This window comes from Agrobacterium tumefaciens (assembly GCF_005221385.1).
Classification (GTDB): domain Bacteria; phylum Pseudomonadota; class Alphaproteobacteria; order Rhizobiales; family Rhizobiaceae; genus Agrobacterium; species Agrobacterium tomkonis.
Genome location: NZ_CP039904.1, coordinates 1,325,822 through 1,332,500 on the forward strand (window position 1 = coordinate 1,325,822; position 6,679 = coordinate 1,332,500).

The window sequence follows — 6,679 nt, forward strand, 5'->3', positions numbered from 1 at the left end:
CGGAGTGACTGGTGGCGAAGCTTCCCGTCGAAAAAATGCGCGAGTTGGAAAGGCGTTTCGGAGAGATCGAAGCGCGGATGTCGGCCGGCCCGGCGGCGGATGTCTATGTGAAGCTGGCTTCGGAATATTCCGAGCTTCAGCCAGTTGTGAACAAGATCCGCGACTACGAAAAGGCGATTGCCGAGGCTGCCGATCTCGAGGCGCTGCTCGCCGACAAGACGACCGACAGGGACATGCGCGATCTGGCGGAAATGGAGTTGCCGGAGGTCGAGGCCCGCATCGGTGAGCTTGAGAAGGATATGCAGGTCCTGCTGCTCCCCAAGGATGCGGCGGATGAAAAAAGCGCGATCCTTGAAATCCGGGCCGGCACAGGCGGCTCCGAGGCGGCGCTTTTCGCCGGTGATCTGTTTCGCATGTATGAGCGCTTTGCGTCGACCAAGGGCTGGAAAGTCGAAGTCCTTTCCGCCAGCGAAGGCGAAGCTGGCGGTTACAAGGAAATCATCGCCACGATCAGCGGGCGAGGGGTGTTCTCCAAGCTGAAATTCGAATCCGGTGTGCATCGCGTGCAACGGGTGCCGGAAACGGAAGCGAGCGGCCGCATTCACACCTCTGCCGCCACCGTCGCGGTGCTGCCGGAAGCGGAGGATATCGACGTCGAAATCCGCCCGGAAGATATTCGCATCGATACGATGCGCGCGTCGGGCGCAGGTGGCCAGCACGTCAATACCACCGACTCCGCTGTTCGCATCACCCATCTTCCCACGGGACTGATCGTCACGAGTTCGGAGAAATCCCAGCACCAGAACCGTGCGAAGGCCATGCAGGTTCTGCGCTCGCGCCTTTACGACATCGAGCGCCAGAAGGTGGATAGCGAGCGTTCGGCTGATCGCAAGAGCCAGGTCGGTTCGGGTGACCGGTCCGAGCGCATCCGCACCTATAATTTTCCGCAGGGGCGTGTCACCGATCACCGCATCAACCTCACCCTCTATAAACTCGACAGAATGATCGAAGGTGAGATTGATGAGCTCGTGGATGCGTTGATCGCCGATTATCAGGCCGGCCAGCTGGCACTGCTTGGCGAACAGCAGCTTTGAGCGGCGCTGAGGGGACCGTTTCGGCCGAACTCGCCGCCGCCCGCAAACGGCTGCAGATGGCCGGTGTTGCCGATCCGCTTCTCGATGCGCGCCTGCTGATCGGTGAGGTTATTGCCTTTTCACTAACCGATTTCGTGATGAAGCCGGACCGGCCCATTACGCGGGAAGAGCAGGCCCGCATCGCCGCCATGATCGAAAGGCGGGCCGGGGGAGAACCGGTGCATCGCATCCTCGGTCACCGGGAGTTTCACGGCCTCGATCTTCTGTTGTCGAAGGAGACACTCGAACCCCGTCCGGATACGGAGATTCTCGTTGATACGCTGTTGCCGGCGTTAAGGGATGCTGTTTCCCAAAAGGGTAGCGCCCGCATTCTGGATTTGGGCACGGGCACGGGTGCGATCTGTCTGGCGCTTTTGAAAGAATGCCCTGACGCGACGGGTATCGGCAGCGATATTTCCGCTGGCGCGTTGGAGACGGCTGCGAAAAATGCGTCCAGAAACGGGCTCGAAACGCGTTTCGAGATCAGGCAGAGCGATTGGTTCGAAAAAATCTCCGGCAGCTTTGACATAATTGTGTCGAATCCGCCTTATATAAGAAGTGATATCGTTACAACGCTGGACCGAGAGGTTCGTCATCATGATCCGATGGCAGCGCTGGACGGAGGTCAGGACGGCCTTGCACCGTACCGCCTTATTGCTGCCGACGCAGGCCGCTTTCTTGTGGAAAACGGGATCGTTGGTGTGGAGATCGGTTTCGATCAAAGGCTTGATGTTTCCACGATATTTGCTTCTAACGGTTTCTCTCTTGTGGAGGCCGTGAAGGATTATGGCGGCAACGACAGAGTTTTGATCTTCCGGAGATAGTTCTTCGCGATATGGCGGCGGATTTTTGCAGAGATATTTTGCACAGCAAAAGAAAAGGCTTGGATTTCCGCGGGAAGCGGGATAGTTTGCGGCCACATGCAGGGTGGCTGAGGACGAACGCAGATTCGTCAGGGTATGGGTCAGTCCCGAAGCGGGTTCTTTTGAGAGCCCTGAAAGGCTGGGCGTTTCCGGCATGTGAATCAGTAAACTTTGTTCGCAGGCGGCTCGGTGCAGCATTTGCGCGACCGGTCGTCACACGCGAGGTCTTGTCCGGGGTTATCTTCGGCAGGACGCGTGACGGAACAATTTCAGGAAAAATTTCCAGCGGTTTTCCGTCCGGAATTGCATGAAAATAACCAGATTGTCAGCAAAACAGAATTCAGGTGAGCAATTGATGAGGCCAGGACAGCAAAACAAGCGCGGCCGGGGGCGTGGAAGCAACAATAATAACAACAATAACAATGGTGGCGGTAATAACAACTTCAACCGCAAGGGCGGCAATCCGCTCACCAGGACTTATGACAGTTCCGGCCCCGATGTTAAGATTCGCGGTACAGCCCAGCACATAGCGGAAAAATACGCTGCCCTTGCCCGGGACGCGCAGAGTTCTGGCGACCGTGTGATTGCGGAAAACTATCTGCAGCACGCTGAGCATTACAACCGCATCATTGCCACGGCTCAGGCCCAGATGCAGGAACGTTTCCAGCGCGATGATCGCGGTGAATACAATGCCGCCGACGCGGATGCCGACGATATGGATGGAAACGATGGCGACGATGGCGTCGTTGCATCGCAGCAGCATTCCGAACAGGTAGAGCGCGTCCAGCAGCCGGAGCGCCAGGAGCGCACCGAGCGGAGCGAGCCACGCCAGGAACGTCGCGAACGTCCGGACCGCCGTGAACGGCAGGAACGTCAGCCGCGCCAGCCGCAGGTCTCGGCCGAACAGCCGCCGCCGGTTTACGACGCCAGCCAGGCGCCGCAGCCCGTCATCGAAGGTACGCCCATGGAAGTGGCCGTCGAGGAAGAGCAGCAGCAGGCGGAAGCACCCGCGACCGAACGTGCGCCAAAGACCCGTCGTGCCACGACCCCGCGCCCGCGTCGTCCGCGCCGTGCCGCAGCGGCGGAAGGTGCTGAAGGTGAAGACGCGCCCGCCGGTGAAGACGCAACATCGGCCACCCTTGAAAACGCTGCTGAATAAGCAGGGGTTTCAAGCAGACCGCGCAAACACGCGGCCAGGCACGCTGCCAGACACGCGATTGAAAAACTCCGGCTTGCCGGAGTTTTTTGTTTTTAGGGCTTACATGGGGGGAGCCGTCGGCTGGCAAAAAAGGTGAGTGCGCGCCGGCAAGCTGATGTCTGTCAAAACAGGTGAAAATTTCCCGGATGGCGGTTTTTCGCCCCTTTAAACCGATGAAAATGCCTCCCATATTCGTGCAGGAAGGACGCAAGCCGCATTCGCCGGCAACCGACCTTCGAGAGGCGGCGATCGTGAAATGCTTTAAACACGGCTGTCGTAGCGGGGCTTGCCTTTTGAGGGAGCCTCAACCCTAACACCCGGAGCCGTGCCGAAAGCGGGCGGGCCGGTCAATGGAGGTTCGACTATGAATATTGAAAAATACTCCGAACGTGTTCGCGGTTTTCTGCAATCGGCACAGACGTTTGCGCTTGCGGAAAATCATCAGCAGTTTTCTGCGGAACATGTTCTCAAGGTTTTGCTCGATGACGAGCAGGGCATGGCGGCATCGCTGATCGAGCGTGCTGGTGGCGACGCGAAAGAAGCGCGTCTTGCCAATGATGCCGCGTTGGCGAAATTGCCCAAGGTTTCCGGTGGCAATGGCGGCCTTTCGCTGACGGCGCCGCTTGCCAAAGTGTTTTCGACTGCAGAAGATCTCGCAAAGAAGGCAGGCGACAGCTTCGTGACCGTCGAGCGCCTTTTGCAGGCGTTGGCGATTGAAAGCTCTGCTTCCACTTCGGCTTCGCTGAAGAAGGCAGGGGCAACGGCGCAGGCTCTCAACCAGGTCATCAACGACATCCGCAAGGGCCGCACGGCTGATAGCGCCAATGCCGAACAGGGTTTTGACGCCCTGAAGAAATACGCGCGCGATCTGACGGAAGAAGCCCGTGAGGGCAAGCTCGACCCGGTGATTGGCCGCGACGACGAAATTCGCCGTACCATTCAGGTCCTTTCGCGCCGCACCAAGAACAACCCCGTGCTGATCGGTGAACCGGGCGTCGGTAAAACGGCGATTGCCGAAGGGCTTGCGCTGCGCATCGTCAATGGTGACGTGCCGGAAAGCCTCAAGGACAAGAAGCTGATGGCGCTCGATATGGGCGCGCTGATCGCCGGTGCGAAATATCGCGGTGAGTTCGAAGAGCGTCTGAAGGCCGTACTCAATGAAGTGCAGGCTGAAAATGGCGGCATCATCCTGTTTATCGATGAGATGCATACGCTGGTCGGTGCCGGCAAGGCCGATGGTGCGATGGATGCCTCCAACCTCCTGAAGCCCGCGCTTGCCCGCGGTGAACTTCATTGCGTTGGCGCCACCACGCTCGATGAATATCGCAAGCATGTGGAAAAGGACCCGGCTCTTGCCCGCCGTTTCCAGCCCGTGCTGGTGGACGAGCCGACCGTTGAGGATACGATCTCTATCCTGCGCGGTCTTAAGGAAAAATACGAACAGCATCACAAGGTCCGAATCTCGGATTCGGCCCTGGTTGCTGCTGCGACGCTTTCCAACCGCTACATAACCGACCGGTTCCTGCCCGACAAGGCAATCGACCTGATGGACGAGGCCGCTTCGCGTCTTCGCATGCAGGTGGATTCCAAGCCGGAAGAGCTGGACGAACTGGATCGTCGTATCATCCAGCTCAAGATCGAGCGCGAAGCTTTGAAGCAGGAGACGGACCAGTCCTCCGTCGATCGCCTGAAAAAGCTCGAAGATGAGCTGGCCGATACGGAAGAAAAGGCGGATGCGCTGACGGCCCGCTGGCAGGCGGAAAAACAGAAGCTCGGCCATGCCGCCGATCTGAAAAAGCGGCTGGACGAAGCGCGTAACGAACTGGCGATTGCCCAGCGCAACGGCCAGTTCCAGCGCGCCGGCGAGTTGACCTATGGCATTATTCCGGGCCTTGAAAAGGAACTGGCTGCGGCGGAAGCCCGTGACAGCAGCGGTGCCGGCTCGATGGTTCAGGAAGTGGTGACACCGGACAATATTGCCCATGTCGTTTCCCGCTGGACCGGCATTCCCGTCGACAAGATGCTGGAAGGTCAACGCGAAAAGCTGCTGCGCATGGAAGACGAGCTTGCCAAGTCCGTTGTCGGGCAGGGTGAAGCCGTTCAGGCGGTTTCCAAGGCAGTGCGCCGTTCGCGTGCCGGCCTTCAGGATCCGAACCGCCCGATCGGCTCGTTCATCTTCCTCGGCCCGACGGGTGTGGGCAAGACCGAGCTGACGAAGTCGCTCGCCCGCTTCCTGTTCGACGACGAAACCGCGATGGTTCGCCTCGATATGTCGGAATATATGGAGAAACACTCCGTTGCCCGGCTCATCGGTGCGCCTCCCGGTTATGTCGGTTACGAAGAGGGTGGTGCTTTGACTGAAGCGGTTCGTCGCCGGCCCTATCAGGTCGTCCTGTTCGACGAGATCGAGAAAGCGCATCCTGACGTGTTCAACGTCCTGTTGCAGGTGCTGGATGATGGCCGCCTGACGGATGGCCAGGGCCGCACCGTCGATTTCAAGAACACCATCATCATCATGACCTCGAACCTCGGTTCGGAATTCATGACGCAGATGGGTGACAACGACGATGTGGATTCGGTTCGTGAACTGGTGATGGAGCGGGTCCGGTCGCATTTCCGGCCGGAGTTCCTCAACCGTATCGACGATATCATCCTGTTCCACCGCCTGCGGCGTGATGAAATGGGTGCGATCGTGGAAATTCAGTTGAAGCGGCTCGTCTCGCTGCTGGGTGATCGCAAGATCTCGCTCGAACTGGATGAGGATGCCCGCAGCTGGCTCGCCAACAAGGGCTACGATCCCGCTTACGGCGCACGTCCGCTGAAGCGGGTGATCCAGAAGTCGGTTCAGGACAGGCTTGCCGAAATGATCCTCGGCGGGGAAATCCCCGATGGTTCGCGGGTCAAGGTGACGTCCGGTACGGACCGGCTGCTGTTCAAGGTCAAGCCTCCGAAGGGCGAGGCCGAAACCGAAACGGCCGATGCGGCATAAAAGAAAGGGCTCCGGAAACGGAGCCCTTTTCATTTGGTCTGCTTTTCGGGGTGCAAAATGTCGGCGGATTACCGGCTCGCCACCTGATTTGGCTTGTCCTCGATATTGAGAAGATTGTCGATGCGCTTTCTCTCGTCTGAGAACCGTGCAAGCGCATCGCCGGCAAGCGATTTGCCGCCCGGCAAGCGCACTTTCATCGCGTCCACTTTCGTGCCGTTGACGATCAGTTCGTAATGCAGGTGGGCGCCGGTCGAAAGGCCGGTCGATCCCACATAGCCGATGACCTGGCCCTGCCGGACCTTGGAGCCCTCGGTTACGCCCTTGGCGATGGCGCTCTGGTGATTATAGGAAGAGACATAGCCGTTGGCATGGCGAAGCAGGGTCTGGTTGCCGTAACCGGAGGCCCAGCCGGCCTTCTCGACAGTGCCGTTGCCGGTTGCGATGATCGGCGTGCCGCGGGCGGCGGCCCAGTCGGTTCCGGTATGCATGCGGCTGA

5 protein-coding genes (1 of these 5 only partly in view) are annotated in these 6,679 nt (G+C 59.0%); 4 read left to right on the forward strand and 1 reads right to left on the reverse strand.

Going from position 1 to position 6,679, the window contains the following annotated elements; translation table 11 throughout:
• The first annotated feature begins 11 nt into the window (after positions 1-11).
• From prfA to clpB, 4 genes are all read left to right on the forward strand, one after another.
• Positions 12-1,094: a peptide chain release factor 1 gene (gene prfA, locus CFBP6623_RS21315; RefSeq protein WP_046802094.1), complete on the forward strand. Its 1,083-nt coding sequence runs from the start codon at positions 12-14 to the stop codon at positions 1,092-1,094.
• 56 nt (positions 1,095-1,150) lie between these two features.
• Positions 1,151-1,957 carry a peptide chain release factor N(5)-glutamine methyltransferase gene (prmC, locus tag CFBP6623_RS21320; protein ID WP_232370470.1) on the forward strand — a complete coding sequence of 269 codons (807 nt, stop codon included), beginning with the start codon at positions 1,151-1,153 and terminating at the stop codon, positions 1,955-1,957.
• A gap of 394 nt (positions 1,958-2,351) precedes the next feature.
• Complete coding sequence (locus tag CFBP6623_RS21325) at positions 2,352-3,155, forward strand: DUF4167 domain-containing protein (RefSeq protein ID WP_046802092.1); 804 nt, start codon at positions 2,352-2,354, stop codon at positions 3,153-3,155.
• A gap of 403 nt (positions 3,156-3,558) precedes the next feature.
• The gene (clpB, locus tag CFBP6623_RS21330) at positions 3,559-6,183 is read left to right on the forward strand and encodes an ATP-dependent chaperone ClpB (RefSeq protein ID WP_046802091.1); all 2,625 of its coding nucleotides are present in this window, start codon (positions 3,559-3,561) and stop codon (positions 6,181-6,183) included.
• A 68-nt stretch (positions 6,184-6,251) separates the two neighbouring features.
• On the opposite strand, the gene CFBP6623_RS21335 is transcribed toward clpB, so the two are convergent.
• Positions 6,252-6,679: the 3' portion of a M23 family metallopeptidase gene (locus CFBP6623_RS21335; RefSeq protein ID WP_046802090.1), read on the reverse strand. Its footprint extends 1,519 nt past the window's final position; 428 of the gene's 1,947 nt are visible here — the last part of the coding sequence; its start codon lies off the right edge, out of view; the stop codon is at positions 6,252-6,254.